Source organism: uncultured Subdoligranulum sp. (assembly GCF_937890665.1).
The window spans coordinates 1-11,639 of the sequence record NZ_CALADU010000036.1; the positions used below are offsets into that span (position 1 = coordinate 1).

Below are 11,639 nucleotides of genomic sequence, written 5' to 3' on the forward strand. Positions count from 1 at the left end.
ACACCATCGAGGAATGGATCATGTCCGCCGAGTACATCATGGCCGGCGGCAATGAGCAGGTCATCCTCTGCGAGCGCGGCATCCGCACCTTTGAGCGTGCCACCCGCAACACGCTGGATCTTTCGGCTGTGCCGGTGGTCAAGGAAAAGACCCACCTGCCCATCATCGTAGATCCCAGCCACGCCACCGGTGACTACAAGTACGTGCAGAGCATGGCCATTGCCGCTGTGGCTGCAGGCGCCGACGGTTTGGAGATCGAGGTACACGACAACCCGCAGTGCGCCTGGAGCGACGGTGCCCAGTGCCTGAAACCCGACAAGTTTGCCGAGACCATTGCCATGTGCCGGAAAGTGGCTGCTGCCATCGGCCGGGAGATGTAAGCGTGAACGCGCGTCTCTACGTCAGCCGTCTGAGCGGTTCGGCCACCGTGCCCCCCAGCAAAAGCGCCGCCCATCGCGCTGTACTGTGCGCTGCCTTGGCCGACGGCGTGAGCCACATCACCAATATTGAATACAGTCAGGACATCCGCGCCACACTGGGCGCGGCGGCCCAGTTGGGTGCCAAAATCAAAGAAGAGGAAAATGCCGTCACCATCACGGGCCGCGGCAATGCCAGCGGCTTTGTCACGGTAACTCGGCCGGTTTTCTGCAACGAAAGCGGCTCCACCCTGCGGTTTATGATTCCTCTCTTTAGCCTGACGGCCCAAAAAGTTCGTTTTACCGGTACCTGGCGGCTGTTCGACCGTCCGCAGGCCGTCTATCAGATGCTTTTTGACCGGCAAGGGCTGCGGTTCGAACAGTCCCCCAACGGCATCACCATCTTTGGACGGCTGCGTCCGGGTGGGTTCACCCTGCCGGGCGATGTTTCCAGCCAGTTTATCAGCGGCCTGCTTTTTGCGGCGCCTTTGATGGAATCGGAGAGTACCATCGAAGTACTTTCCCCCTATGAGAGCCGCTCTTATGTGGATCTGACCGTAGCTGCCATGCAGCAGTTCGGCATCAAGGTAACCTCTCGGGCCCGCAAAAACGGCAGTGTCCTGTATCGGGTTGCCGCTCCGCAGCGCTATATTGCCAGCGACTTTGCCGTGGAGGGTGATTACAGTCAGGCCGCCTTTTTGGCCGTGCTGGGCAGCGTAGTCGGCGGCATTACCATCACCGGACTGAACCCTGACAGCCAGCAAGGCGATAAGGTCATTTTGGAGATCCTGCAGCGCTGCGGCGGCAAGTTCAAAGCTGTGGAGGGCGGCTACCGCTTTTCCCGCAGTTTGCTGCGCGCCACCGAGATCGATCTGGCAGACTGTCCCGATTTGGGACCGGTTCTGTTCACATTGGGCTGCTTTTGCAGCGGTGAGACAGTGATTCGCAACGCCGGACGACTGCGGTTGAAGGAATCGGACCGCATTGAAGCGATGCAGACCGAACTGAAAAAGATGGGTGCCCGCATTGATGTGGACGGCGACGAAGTCCATATCACCGGCGTGGCGCTGCATGCCCCCAATGCCCCGCTGTCCGGCCACAATGATCACCGCATCGTGATGGCCTTGGCGGTCGCCGCCTGTGCTTCCGGTTTGCCGGCAATGCTGACCGGCGCCGAAGCCGTCAACAAAAGCTGGCCTGCCTTTTGGGAAACACTGCGCGGCTTGGGCGCCAAAGTGGAATTTGAATAAAGTTTGGGCGTGAATACCATGTTAGACAAAAGCAAAACCTATCTGATCGTGGGCCTTGGCCTGCTGGGCGGCAAATACGCGCAAGTGTTAAGCCAAAAAGGATATCGTGTCACCGGTATCACCCACAGCCCCGCGACGCTGGACTATGCCGTGCGTCACAGCTATATTCAGGCCGGTAAAACCGAAGATTTTGCCGATCTGGTGACCGAGGCGGATTGTGTGATTTTCGGTCTGTATCCCACCGTATTGTTGGAGTGGGTAAAGAGCTACGGCTCGCTGCTGCGTCCCGGCACGATGGTCACCGACGTTTCGGGTGTAAAGCGCGGCGTGGTGGAGCCCATTCAGGAATTGCTGCCCGACGGCGTAGAGTTTATCGCCAGCCATCCCATGGCCGGGCGGGAAACCAGCGGCATCGCCCACAGCGCCGAGGTGGATTTTGCTCCGGCCAACTTCATCATCACCCCCACCGCCCGCAACACGCAGGCCGGCATCGACTGGTGCCGCACACTGGCCGAGACGCTGGGATTCCGTCGCATCAGCGAGCTTTCCCCTGCCGAGCACGATCATATGATCGGCTATGTGAGCCAACTGTGCCATGCCATCGCCGTAAGTCTGATGTGCGCTTCGGACAATTCGGAACTAGCCTGCTATACCGGAGATTCCTTCCGGGATTTGACCCGCATTGCACGCATCAACGACAAGATGTGGGCGGAGCTGTTTTTGTGGAACAAGGACAACCTGATTTCCGAGATCGATATGTTCACCAATGCCCTGCTGACCATGCGGCAGAAGTTGGTGGAGGATGATCGGGAAGGATTGGAGGAAATGTTCCGCCTTTCCACCCAGCGTCGGGAAGCCTTCGACAAACGATAAAAAAGCAAAACCCCCGTGTTCTATCGGACACGGGGGTTTTGTATAGCTTTTTTCAGATATGCAGTCGTTTTTCCAGTTCGCTGCGCAGTGCCCGGCCTTGGAAGATGATAAGCCCAAGGCAGGTAATGGCGCTGATGATCAAGCAGATGACCCATGGGATACTGTGGGCATCGATGCGGCCGGTACCCACCCGGAACAAAAGCAGCAGATAGGGCAGCACCCCCACACCGATATTGAGCAGCATATACACCAGTGCATTTTGGGTAAAATGGCTGCGCCAAAAAGCAAAGATAAAGTTGCAGACCAACGTAACGCTGCACAGAATGGGAATGACCAGATCCACGCTATACCCGGTGTAGCCATTGAACCAATCGGTAAAGATCAGCAGAGCCGACACCAACAGCAAAAGCTGGAACACCTGTCTGGGGCCGTTGTAGCGGCGGCGCAGCAGACTGCGCAGCACCAACAGCGCAGCCACCACCCAGACCAGCATCAGCAGGCTTTCATGGTGGTGGGGTTCTGTCACCAGCAGAAAATCAATGGCCATAGCCACCACGGTGGCCGCCAACAGCAAAAATGCAACAACTTTGAACAGCAAGCTGAATCGCCGGATCCGCGGCGTGATCTTCGGCCACCAAGGTGCTTCCTCGGCGGGGGAAAGCCGGTTTTGGCACAACGGGCAGTAGGCCGTATCGCCGCCGATCTGGATATGACAATGGGGACAGGTTCTCACTTTTCCACCTCCGTCGCATACAGCGTCACCGCCAGCCCGTCCGCAGAAAATCCGCGGTACAACCGGCGCAGGATGTTGGTGCTGCGCAGCGACGAGGCCGTGCCCAGAACCAGATCATCCCCGTAAGAACAAACGCAGGTAAACAGCCCTTCGCAGCTGGAAAAAGCTGCAAACTGGCGAATGTAGGGGCGCAGTTCTTCCGCTACGTCTACCCGCCCCATGTTGGAAAGCACCGCCGTAACGTGCTTTTCCTCCAGCCGGGTGAAAAAGCGCACCGCCGCATTCTTGATGAAAAGCGGTACCGGCCGAATGCCCGGCATGTGCTCCAGTTTTTCGTAGCCATCCATCTGCGCCTTGATGGTCTCTGGGTGCAGAACTTCCTTGAGTTTGGCATCAAAAACCGGCGCCACGGTTTCCAGCGTATCCTCCGGCGTCAAGGTATGGGTCACATAAACGGAATTGAAAAAGTTCCGCGCCGTCTCGCTGGGATAGTAGTTGCGCAGGTTTACCGGCAAACTGATGGAGATCGGTTTTCGCCGCTCCATAGACGGCATTTCCTGATAGATGGCCAACATCAGCGAGGCCCCCAGATAGCTGCTCATGGAGACTCCCAACGCCCGGGCTTTGGCAAGGACAGCCCCCACCGAAAGGTGGCCTTCAAAATATTGCAGTTGGTCGTAGGGCAGCCGCGCGCCCCGCAGGTGATAGACCTTGGGTTGTTTGGTCGCATGGGTGCGGCGATTCCCCTCGTAGAAATTTTTGAAGCTGTCCTGTTCCAGATCGGCCTCCGAAGCGCTGTTCGGGGTGGGTACATTCCCCAACCGGTCGGGATAGCGCAGCGCCAGATAGTTGCGCACGATGGATTTGAGGAACAAAAAGCCCCCGTTGCCATCGGTCATGGCGTGGAACATCTCCAAATTGATGCGCGCACCGAAGTAGCTGACCCGGTAGATGAGTTTGTTGCGCCGTTCCGGCACATACAGCGGTGCGCAGGGTTCTTTATTTTCCAGATTGGCCACCGGGACTTGCTCGGTGGACTCAAAATAATGCCAAAATAGACCGCGGTGCAGCGTGACCTGAAATTGCGGCCACTCCTGCGCCGTACGACGGAGTGCCTCATTGAGGGTTTCCGGGTCGATTTCTTCGGTCAAGGTACAGGCAATGCGAAACACCCGCGGATCCCGCCGGGTGGTGGTTGCCAAAAACACCTTGGCTACATTATCCACTTTGTACCATGCTTGGGCCATAGGACTCCTCGTTTTCCTGCCACAATCGCAGCGGCTTACATCAGCCGCTGTACAAACCGGCCGGCGGCTTCCATCGCCACTTCGGCACGGTGAATGGGCATCTGCTGGAACACATGCCAGCACTCCTCATAAATTTCCAGTTTTGCATAACCGCCGGCCTTTTGCAGGGCTTCAGCCAGCCGTTCACTGTCGGACCGCAAAATCTCGTTGGTGCCCACCTGAATCAGGGCAGGCGGCATCCCCCGCAAATCAGCAAACAAAGGGCTGTAACACGGATCTTCCCAGTTTGCCTCGGGACCGGTATAGGCAGCCCGCACTGCTTCCACATACTCCAGCGTCAGCAGTGGGTCAAGATCCCGACAGGTACGGTAGCTCTTACCGCTGGCCGTCATATCGGTCCATGGGCTGAAAAGCAGCAGTCCCAGGGGCTGCGCCCTGCCCTGCGCTTTCAGCTTCAGGCAAAGTTCCAGCGCCAAATTGCCGCCGGCGGAATCCCCCGCCACCACCACATCCCGGGCACCGTACCCCATATACATCAGATAATCCCACATCGCCAGTGCATCCTGCACTGCTGCGGGGTAACGATGTTCGGGGGCCAGCCGATACTCAAAGGAGAGCACGTCGAACCCGGTACACAGGGCCAGCTTACTGGCCAAAATGCGGGCGTAGCCTAACTGCCCGCAGGTATAACCGCCGCCATGGCAGTACAGTACCGCGTGGCGCCGGTCATGGCCATGTTCCAGACTGACCCACTCAGCAGGGACGCTGCCCACCGTCAGGCCATCGTTGCGGATGCCCAGCGATGGCGCCACCAGTCGGCCGAACAATTCCTGTGCCGCCCGCTGGCGCTCCAGATCCTCCGGCGAGGTGGACGTGTTGTCGGTCACGCTGTGCACTGCCTTGATTGCCCGCATCATCGGCCCCAGCTCGTCGGCACTTTGGCCCCGCTGCGGGATGAGCGTTTTAATGACGGTTTCCAACCGTTGGGTCAAGTCTTTGGGGGTACGTCGCGACATAGTCTCTCCTTATCGATTACGGGGAACACCGCGCCTGCAGCCGCACCCACAGGGTGCGCAGCAACGGCGGATGGGCTGCGGGCAGGCAACAAAGCCGATGCACCTGCGGTGCCGGGGGGAACCGCCCATTTTTGGTATAGCTTCGATAGAGCAGCTTAAGCTGCCGGTCCTTGGCCGCACCGGGCAGATGCAGCACACAAACCGGATCCAACTGATAATTGGTGGATACAAAATAGAACCGCCCACCCAGCCAATAGCGGAAAATATACGCGTTGGCGGCGCGCACCGGCTGCCCGGCCAACTGGCTTCGATAAGCTGCGCCGCACCAGACCGCTTCATCCCCTTCCTTGGGGGTGATGCCTGCCGCCTGCAAGTCGGCAAAATAGCGGCGGCACTGTTCCATAAAGGCTTGCAGCCGGGGTTTGCTGCCCGCCACCAGCTCCCCGCCGAAGTGTGTCAGCACATGGGGCGGTTCCTCGGGGCAGACCGCATCATAACAGTGCGAAATCGCCTGTGCCATGCCTTGGCTGGCCGCATGGGGCACTTGGTACAGCAGCACGGCCTCCTCAGCTTCCCGCCAGAGGTCTTCCAACGGATACTGGGTGTAGGTATCCAGATCCACCATCGCCGCATGGGCAAAGTCCCGATGGGCCAATACCCATTCCATGGCACACAGTTTATAGTAGGCCAACGCCCAGTTGGTGTCGGCCGGAACCCGATAGCTTTCAAAGGGGCAATCCCACACTTCCACCCCGGCCTCGGTCAGTTGGCGCAGGTAGGGCTGGGGCGGCGGCGCATTGGTCACCAGCGCCACCGTGCAGGCAGGATTCTGGGCTTTGGCACTGCATAACGCCACCACCGTACAGCGGTCATATACCGCACGGCCCAAGTTAGCAGCATCCCCTTCCCGGTACCCTTCCAACGTGGCAAAAGCGCCGAAGATCAGGTTTTCCATCACCGGCCTCCTTGCTTTTCTCATAGATATTTTTATTATAGTCGCTTTTGAATGGATTGTCTATGCCACTCCCCCAACACGATCCCCCTCAATTTGTGAAAAAATTGCCTGAAACTGACGACCCGAGCCTTGTCGAATCCCCTTTGCCGCCGTATAATGGAAACAGATGTAAAATTTTTATGAAAGACGCAGGACAACGGTATGACCTTTTCCTCGGTACAATTTTTGTTTGTCTTTTTGCCGCTCTCGCTGGCGCTCTATACGCTTTTACCCAAATCCATGCGCAATGTGGTGCTGGCCCTGTTCAGTCTGCTTTTCTTCGCTTGGTCCGGTCTGCGCGGTGGGGCACTGCTGGTGGGAATGACGGCATGGAACTGGTTGGGGGGGCTTTTGCTGAGCCGCGTTCAGCAAAAGAAACCTTGGCTGATCCTGCTGGTGGCAGGCAATCTGTTGGTATTGGGCGTGTTCAAGTACGCAGGCTTTGTTGCCCAAAGTGTGAATGCCCTGTTTCCCAATCTGTTGCCGGTCTTATCCCCGGCGCTGCCGTTGGGCATCAGTTTTTATATCTTTACCGCGATTGGGTACTGCGTAGATGTAGCAGGCGGGCGGGTCCCCCCTGCCCGCAATCCCCTGCGCTTCTTTGTATTTTTGGCGTTTTTCGGCCATGGTCCTTCCGGTCCCATTGTGCGCTACCCCCAGCAGCGCTTGCAGCTAGATCCCTGCGGGGAACTCCGCCGGGTTTCCGCCGACCGTTTTTGCTACGGCATCAAACGGCTGGTGTTCGGTCTTTCTAAAAAGGTATTGATCGCCGACCAGTTATCCTTAATCTACCAGCGGGTCACCTCGGTTCCCGCCGAAACGGTACCTGCCCCTGTCTTGGTGCTGGGCTATCTGGCCTATATGATGCAGCTCTACTTTGATTTTTCCGGTTACAGCGATATGGCCATCGGCATCGGCAGCTTTTTCGGCTTGGAACTGCCGGAAAACTTTAACTACCCCTATCTTTCCCAAAGTGTGGGGGAATACTGGCGCCGGTGGCATATTTCCCTATCCAGTTGGTTCCGGGATTACCTGTACTTTCCGCTGGGCGGCAGTCATTGCAGCACGGCCCGCACTTGTCGGAATCTGCTTATTGTCTTTATGCTCACCGGCCTATGGCACGGTGCCGCTTGGCAATATGTGGCGTTCGGGTTACTGCACGGACTGCTCCTCTGTATAGAGCGGCTGGGTCTGCTCCGCCTGCTGGAAAAGCTGCCTGCCTTCTTCCGCCATTTGTACACCTTAGCAGCCATATGGCTGACGCTGATTCTTTTCGGCGCGCCGGGGCTGCAACAGGGACTTGCCGCATGGTGGGGGATCTTCCACTGGCAAGACGGCGCCCCCGGCTACACGCTGGCCCCCTTTGCCGATACCAAACTGCTCTTGATTTTAGCTGCCGCCATCTTGTTGTGCGGCCCTGTGCAGGCTTGCTTTCCCCGTCTTAAAGAGGCATTGTACACCCGTAAGGCTCCCGGTTTGCCCATGATGGCCGGTTTGCTGGTCCTGCTCTTCTTTGGACTGATGCGAGTGACGGCTGGCACGTACAGTGCGTTCATCTATTTCCAATTTTAAGGAGGCAGTACCCATGAAAAAAGTGGCGCAAGCCCTGTTTATCACCATTTTTTGCGCGGTGTTGGGACTGTCCTTCGCGGTGTTCAACATCTTTTCCAAGCAGTTGTCGATGGACAGCCATGAGAATCGCCTGATGACCGGTCTGCCGCAGGTTTTGCAAAGCCCCCTGCGGGAACTAAGCCGCAATCTGGACAACTTTTTTGTGGACAATTCCCCTTTCCGGTACCAGTTTGTCTTACTGAATGCCAGCTTGGATTATAAACTGTTCGGCACCAGCCAGAGCGATCAAGTCCTGACCGGCAAAGAGGGTTGGCTGTTCTACAAAGACGGCCCTACCGCCGCCCAGCCGGTCGCCAACTACCAAGGTCTGACCGTCATTGATGACAGCGAGGAGACACTGGCCCATGCCAGTGCGGCTTTGCAGATTTTCAATGACGATCTGGCCGAAAACGGCTGCACACTGGTTCTGGACTTGACCCCCAGCAAGGATCGCATCTACCAAGAATATATGCCGGAGGGATACCCCATTCTCAACGAGGAAAACCGCACCGACCGTATGGCCGCCTACCTGCAATCTCATACCACCGTGCCGGTGGTGTGGCGTTACAGCACCCTGCGCAGTCAGGCCAAGTTATACCCCGACCGTCTGCTCTACTATAAGACCGACCCCCACTGGAACCATCTGGGGGCGCTGATTGGACTGGACGGTATTTTTGAGGCGCTGGGCATGCCTACGCTGGCACCGGAGGAATATCCGGTAGCCGCCAACGGCACCACCACCGGCGATATGGCCAATGTGGCTGCTTTGTACGCCGTGCTTCCTCCAGAGGACCGTTACGAAGTACCGGGGTACGATACCCTATTTGAAAAGGACAGCCGCATCGTCCGGGTGATCGGGGATTCCTTCAGCGAATACTACATGCCCTATCTGGAAGCCCGGTTTGAGGGCTGCTGGCGGGAACACATCGACACTTTCGACCCTGCCATTGCCGAGCAGCCCGGCTGCGATATTTTGATTCTGGAATTTAACGAGCGCAGTCTGGACACATTCCTTTCCATTATGGAACATTTTTATAGCGCCTAACCGCTGCCAAAACGGGGCGGCTCCCTAGGAAGGGAGTCGCCCCGTTTTCAGTTTTTAGTGATGTTGGGCAATCCCTAGATCCGCCAAAATATCGGTGCGGGAATCCAGCGCCATAGCCGCAATGCGCCGAATCCGTTCCGGGGTCATATACGGTGCCAAGCCGCTGATGGAGAAGGCACTCTCCGCCTGACCGTCCGGTCCGGGGATCGCCACCGCCACGCAGCGTACCCCCAACTCGTTTTCCTCATCATCGATGGCATATCCGTTGGCCCGTACTTCGGCCAACTGCGCCTGCAAATGGGGCAGGTCTGCCACCGTGCGGCCCGTGAGCTTTTTGGGGGAACTGTGCGCCCAGATCGCCTCGACTTCTGCCTCCGGCAGGGTGGCCAGAATGGCCTTTCCCACACCGGTGCAGTACAGCGGACTGCGCAGGCCGACTCGGCTGGACATCCGCATCGGACCGTTTTCGGTCTTATAGATATAGACGATGTCCTGACCATCCCGGATGACCAGATGCACGGCTTCCCCCGTGCGCTGAGCCAATCGCTCCAGATGTGCTTTGGCCACCCCCATAATGTCCATACTATTGACGATGCCGCTGGACAACTCAAACATCTTCATCGTCAGCCGGTACCGGCCGGAAGCCTCGTCCTGCGTCACATACCCCAACCCCACCAAACTGCCCAGCAGCCGGTGAACGGTGCTTTTGGCCAACTCGGTTTCCTGCGCCAAACGCTGTAAGCTGGCCCCCGCCGGGTGGGCAGCCAACCGCTCGATCAGCGCAAAGATTCGTTCTACGCTTTGCACCCCGTTTTTTTCTGTCACAACCACGCCTCCGTCAAAATTTAACAATTTATTCATATTTTAGCCTGTGGCCACTTTGTTGCTCAATCGTTCCACATTATGGAACGATTATAACAAGGATCGTCCCTTTTTGCAAGACCCATGCCGAATTGCGGAATGCTTAGCGTTTACGACAAAAAATGTGCGTCAATCGCTGTCTATTTTGCCCGATTGACGCCCGCCGTCCCGCTGGATATAATTATAGTAAACAAGTGCGTGGATATGCACCGGGATCCCGGTGGTACAGCGCACCAAACTAGTGAAGGAGAATTGCTATGAATCCTATTGTACAGCGTGTGTACGAGATCGGCATCATTCCGGTCATTGCTTTCAATAGCGTGGACGAGGCGCTGCCTTTGTGCAAAGCCTTGATGGACGGCGGCCTGCCCGCCGCGGAGGTCACCTTCCGCACGGCCTGTGCTGAAGAGTGCATCAAGAAGATCCACGAGGAGCTGCCCGACATGCTGCTGGGCGCTGGCACGGTGTTGACCACCGATCAGGCTGATCGCGCCATGGCGGCCGGTGCTTCCTTCATCGTCTCTCCGGGCTTTGATCCCAACGTCACCAAGCACGTCTTTGAAAAGGGCGGCCTGATGATGCCCGGCACCTGCAGCGCCGGTGAGATGCAGCAGGCCATGAACTTGGGCTGCGAGGCCATCAAGTTCTTCCCTGCCGAGGCCAACGGCGGTGTTGCCATGCTGAAGAACATCGGCGGCGCCCTGAAGACCGCTAAGTGGATGTGCACCGGCGGCATCAACGCCAAGAACGTCAACGAGTATCTGGCCTACAACCAGATCTTTGCCGTGGGCGGCACCTGGATGTGCAAGAGCGACAAGATCAAGGCCGGCGCTTGGGACGAGATCACCGCTATGTGCCGCGAGGCTGTCGATACCATGCTGGGTCTGGAACTGGGCCACATTGGCATCAACTGCGCCGACGAGGCCGAGGCCGCCAAGACCGCCGAGATGATCGGCAGCCTGCTGAGCATGGCCGTCAAGCCGGGCAACAGCAGCATCTTTGTGGGCAAGAAGGAATTTGAGATCATGAAGAAGCCGGGCCGCGGCACTCATGGTCACATCGCCATCCTGACCAACAACGTGGACCGCGCCGTCTATCATCTGGGCCGTCGTGGCGTCAAGTTCGATATGGACAGCAAGGTCGTCAAGGACGGCAAGACCACCGCGATCTACTTCGCGGACGAGATCGCCGGCTTCGCCATCCATCTGGTCCAGCGCTAATCGCGCCCCCTCCCACAACGTGTTTTGCAAAAAATAACCATAGATAAAGGAGTTCTCCATGAAAATCGTTACTCTTGGTGAAATCATGATCCGTCTGCAGCCCTACGATCATCTGCGCTTTGTGCAGACCGATACCCTGCAGTACACCTACGGCGGCGGCGAAGCCAACGTGGCCGTTTCTCTGGCCAACTACGGCGCCGATGTCGCTTTCGTGACCAAGCTGCCCGCCCACGCCATCGGTCAGGCCGGCGTGAACGCTCTGCGCCGCTACGGCGTTGACACCAGCAAGATCACCCGCGGTGGTGACCGTGTTGGCATCTACTTCAACGAGAAGGGCGCTTCTCAGCGTGGTTCTGTCTGCATCTACGACCGC

Annotated in this window: 11 protein-coding genes and 1 pseudogene; 7 read left to right on the plus strand and 5 right to left on the minus strand. The window is 57.6% G+C overall.

Going from position 1 to position 11,639, the window contains the following annotated elements:
- The 3 genes and pseudogenes from Q0526_RS01900 to Q0526_RS01910 form a co-directional block, all read left to right on the plus strand.
- Nucleotides 1-380: pseudogene (locus Q0526_RS01900) on the plus strand (3-deoxy-7-phosphoheptulonate synthase); the annotation flags it as partial.
- A gap of 2 nt (nt 381-382) precedes the next feature.
- Nucleotides 383-1,666: a 3-phosphoshikimate 1-carboxyvinyltransferase gene (aroA, locus tag Q0526_RS01905; RefSeq protein WP_298730306.1), complete on the plus strand. Its 1,284-nt coding sequence runs from the start codon at nt 383-385 to the stop codon at nt 1,664-1,666.
- A gap of 18 nt (nt 1,667-1,684) precedes the next feature.
- On the plus strand, nt 1,685-2,539 hold the full coding sequence (locus Q0526_RS01910; protein ID WP_298730308.1) for a prephenate dehydrogenase: 855 nt from the start codon (nt 1,685-1,687) through the stop codon (nt 2,537-2,539).
- 52 nt (nt 2,540-2,591) lie between these two features.
- Here the strand turns inward: Q0526_RS01910 and Q0526_RS01915 are convergent, their stop codons facing one another.
- Genes Q0526_RS01915 through Q0526_RS01930 form a run of 4 tightly spaced genes read right to left on the minus strand, consistent with a single transcriptional unit; the run spans nt 2,592 to nt 6,490 of the window.
- On the minus strand, nt 2,592-3,272 hold the full coding sequence (locus Q0526_RS01915) for a DUF6320 domain-containing protein (RefSeq protein WP_298730310.1): 681 nt from the start codon (nt 3,270-3,272) through the stop codon (nt 2,592-2,594).
- Nucleotides 3,269-4,519 (minus strand): hypothetical protein, encoded by a 1,251-nt coding sequence (locus Q0526_RS01920; protein ID WP_298730312.1) that lies wholly within the window; start codon nt 4,517-4,519, stop codon nt 3,269-3,271. The genes Q0526_RS01915 and Q0526_RS01920 overlap by 4 nt, the downstream gene beginning before the upstream one ends.
- 35 nt (nt 4,520-4,554) lie before the next feature.
- On the minus strand, nt 4,555-5,535 hold the full coding sequence (locus tag Q0526_RS01925; protein ID WP_298730316.1) for an alpha/beta hydrolase: 981 nt from the start codon (nt 5,533-5,535) through the stop codon (nt 4,555-4,557).
- Between the two features lie 16 nt (nt 5,536-5,551).
- Nucleotides 5,552-6,490 (minus strand): hypothetical protein, encoded by a 939-nt coding sequence (locus Q0526_RS01930; RefSeq protein WP_298730318.1) that lies wholly within the window; start codon nt 6,488-6,490, stop codon nt 5,552-5,554.
- A 201-nt stretch (nt 6,491-6,691) separates the two neighbouring features.
- Between Q0526_RS01930 and Q0526_RS01935 the strand changes: the two genes are divergently transcribed.
- Together Q0526_RS01935 and Q0526_RS01940 are read left to right on the plus strand one after the other, a co-directional pair.
- Nucleotides 6,692-8,101 (plus strand): MBOAT family O-acyltransferase, encoded by a 1,410-nt coding sequence (locus tag Q0526_RS01935; RefSeq protein WP_298730320.1) that lies wholly within the window; start codon nt 6,692-6,694, stop codon nt 8,099-8,101.
- Nucleotides 8,102-8,114: 13 nt separating this feature from the next.
- On the plus strand, nt 8,115-9,185 hold the full coding sequence (locus tag Q0526_RS01940) for a hypothetical protein (RefSeq protein ID WP_298730321.1): 1,071 nt from the start codon (nt 8,115-8,117) through the stop codon (nt 9,183-9,185).
- Between the two features lie 54 nt (nt 9,186-9,239).
- On the opposite strand, the gene Q0526_RS01945 is transcribed toward Q0526_RS01940, so the two are convergent.
- A complete protein-coding gene (locus tag Q0526_RS01945; RefSeq protein ID WP_298730323.1) occupies nt 9,240-10,010 on the minus strand; it encodes an IclR family transcriptional regulator in 771 nt (256 codons plus the stop codon).
- A gap of 293 nt (nt 10,011-10,303) precedes the next feature.
- Here Q0526_RS01945 and eda point away from each other — a divergent pair, with 293 nt between their 5' ends.
- Nucleotides 10,304-11,266, plus strand: coding sequence for a bifunctional 4-hydroxy-2-oxoglutarate aldolase/2-dehydro-3-deoxy-phosphogluconate aldolase (eda, locus tag Q0526_RS01950; protein WP_298730324.1), 963 nt, complete (start codon nt 10,304-10,306; stop codon nt 11,264-11,266).
- A 58-nt stretch (nt 11,267-11,324) separates the two neighbouring features.
- Nucleotides 11,325-11,639 (plus strand): PfkB family carbohydrate kinase (locus tag Q0526_RS01955; protein ID WP_298730326.1); only part of this gene is annotated, 315 nt, incomplete at its 3' end.

What these genes read in the sequence shown, in the direction of transcription:
- Q0526_RS01910 (WP_298730308.1), top strand. Translation starts at nt 1,685, where the DNA reads ATGTTAGACAAAAGCAAAACCTATCTGATCGTGGGCCTTGGCCTGCTG.
- Q0526_RS01920 (WP_298730312.1), bottom strand. Translation starts at nt 4,519, where the DNA reads ATGGCCCAAGCATGGTACAAAGTGGATAATGTAGCCAAGGTGTTTTTG.
- Q0526_RS01925 (WP_298730316.1), bottom strand. Translation starts at nt 5,535, where the DNA reads ATGTCGCGACGTACCCCCAAAGACTTGACCCAACGGTTGGAAACCGTC.
- Q0526_RS01930 (WP_298730318.1), bottom strand. Translation starts at nt 6,490, where the DNA reads ATGGAAAACCTGATCTTCGGCGCTTTTGCCACGTTGGAAGGGTACCGG.
- Q0526_RS01935 (WP_298730320.1), top strand. Translation starts at nt 6,692, where the DNA reads ATGACCTTTTCCTCGGTACAATTTTTGTTTGTCTTTTTGCCGCTCTCG.
- Q0526_RS01940 (WP_298730321.1), top strand. Translation starts at nt 8,115, where the DNA reads ATGAAAAAAGTGGCGCAAGCCCTGTTTATCACCATTTTTTGCGCGGTG.
- eda (WP_298730324.1), top strand. Translation starts at nt 10,304, where the DNA reads ATGAATCCTATTGTACAGCGTGTGTACGAGATCGGCATCATTCCGGTC.